Below are 2,280 nucleotides of genomic sequence, written 5' to 3' on the forward strand. Positions count from 1 at the left end.
CTCGTCGAGCGGGCGGGCCGTCGGGGCCGCGGGCGAAGGTCAGCCGACGTGGACCCGCGGGCGGCGCGCCCGGTCCGGTTCGGCCTCGCGCAGCACCTCGCGGGTGACCGGCGCCACCTCGCCCTGCCCGAACAGGAAGAACCGCAGGAACTGGGCGAACGGGCTGCCCTCGGTCCACTCGAAGTAGAGGTGCGGCTGCTGCCCGGTGCGGTCCCGGATGTTCAGCGCCAGCGCGGCGAGCGCGTTCGGGATGCTGGAGCTCTCCAGGGTGAGCACCCGGTAGCGTCCGTGCAGCACCTCGCCGCGCACGGTCAGCTCGGCCTCGAAGTCGGAGGCGTCGCGGACGGTCACCTCGACGAAGACCAGGTCGTCCTCGCCGGGGATGTCGTTGTCGGCGCGGATCTGGCGGATCTTGTCGCGGTACTCGGCGATGTCGCGGTGGTTCGGCTCGTTGGCGATCAGCCGCAGCGGGCGGTGCGCGTAGTCCCTGATGAAACGTTCCGCCACATCGTCCAGCGCCACGCTGGTCACACGCAGCTCGAAGGCGCGGCGCAGCCGGGAGAGCAGCGAGACCAGGATGATGCCGGCGATGAAGCAGGCCCCGATCTTCAGGCCGTCCGGCCGCTCCATCACGTTCAGCACGGTGGTGTAGAGGAAGATCGCCGAGATCACCGCGAAGGCGATGGTCCAGCCGCGCTCGTGCTTGCGGTAGGCGGCGATGGTCACCGCGATGGCGGCGGAGCTGATCAGCACCAGCACGCCGGTCGCGTAGGCGCCGCCCTGGGCGTCCACGTCGGCGTCGAAGATCCAGGTGACCAGGAAGCCGATCAGGGTCAGCACGATCACCATCGGCCGCACGGCGCGCGCCCAGTGCGGGGCCATGCCGTAGCGCGGCAGGTAGCGGGGCAGCAGGTTGAGCATGCCCGCCATCGCGGAGGCCCCGGCGAACCAGAGGATCGCGATGGTGGAGAGGTCGTAGACGCTGCCGAAGGCGCCGCCCAGGTACTCGTGCGCCAGGTAGGCCAGGGCGCGGCCGTTGGCGGAGCCGCCGGACTTGAACTGGTCCGCCGGGATGAGCAGCGTGGTGATGAAGCTGGTGGCGATCAGGAAGCAGCTCATGATCACGGCGGACGTGGTCAGCAGTTTGCGGGCGCCGCGGATCCGGCCGGCCGGGTCGGCCTCGGTGTCGGTCGGGTCGCCCTTGATGTGCGGCATCACGGCGACGCCGGTCTCGAAGCCGGACAGGCCCAGCGCCAGCTTCGGGAAGGTCACCAGCGCCACGCCGACCATCAGGATCGGGTTGCCGTGCTGGGCGGTCAGCGCGTCCGTCCAGTCGGTGACCACGTGCGGCGCCTCGATGATCTTCCAGAGGCCGACGGCCACCACGACCACGTTCAGCGTCAGGTAGACCCCCACCAGCGCGACGGCCAGGCCGATCGCCTCGCTGAAGCCCTTGAGGAAGACCGCGCCGAGCAGCGCCACCAGGACCAGCGTGATCAGCACCTGCTTGCCGCCGAGGAAGCTCGTCAGGTGCGGGTTCTCCACCAGGTGCGCGCTCGCGTCGGCGGCGGACAGCGTGATGGTGATCAGGAAGTCCGTGGCCGCGAAGCCGAGCAGGGCGAGGACGAACAGCTTGCCCTTCCAGAACGACAGCAGCCGCTCCAGCATCGCGATCGAGCCCTCGCCGCGCGGGCTCTCCTTGGCCACCCGCCGGTAGACCGGCAGCGCGCCCAGCAGGGTGACCACCACCAGCACGATGGTGGCGATCGGCGACAGCACGCCCGCGGCCAGGGCGGCGATGCCCGGCTGGTAGCCGAGCGTCGAGAAGTAGTCCAGGCCGGTCAGGCACATCACCCGCCACCAGCGCTGGCCGGCGTGGGCGCCGTGCGCGGCCGCGTCCCCCGATGCCGCCGTGCCCTCGGACTGCGTTTGCGCGGCGTCCTCCGAGGCACCCCCTGCCGCCGGCTGCTGCGCGGGCTTCGCCGCGGTCACGTCCTCCAGCAACCAGCTACGGAGGCGTATTCGTGCCGACGGCGCGTCCGCCTCCGCCGTCTCCGTCGAACCCGACGAAACCACCTTGCACCTCTTGTTTAAAGACCCCGTAAAAACGCCGTCGGGCGACGGCAGTGCGACAGGCTATGCGACGGGCGTTAAGAATCCGCTACCGGCCCGCGTTAAGAAAACGTCATTGCCGCGCAGGTCGGCGCGGGTGGCACGGTGCGGGACGTCGGGTGCCGAGGGCGGGAGGGCTCGGGGCCGATGACGGCAGGACCCCGGGCC

The 2,280-nt window shown here is 70.7% G+C and carries 1 protein-coding gene; it reads right to left on the reverse strand.

The genetic code is table 11. From position 1 onward, the window contains the following. Positions 1–39: 39 nt before the first annotated feature. Positions 40–2,004 carry an APC family permease gene (locus tag ACFRMQ_RS40230; RefSeq protein WP_380735868.1) on the reverse strand — a complete coding sequence of 655 codons (1,965 nt, stop codon included), beginning with the start codon at positions 2,002–2,004 and terminating at the stop codon, positions 40–42. Positions 2,005–2,280: the final 276 nt, after the last annotated feature.

Origin of the sequence: Kitasatospora sp. NPDC056783 (assembly GCF_042789895.1) — a bacterium.
Classification (GTDB): domain Bacteria; phylum Actinomycetota; class Actinomycetes; order Streptomycetales; family Streptomycetaceae; genus Kitasatospora.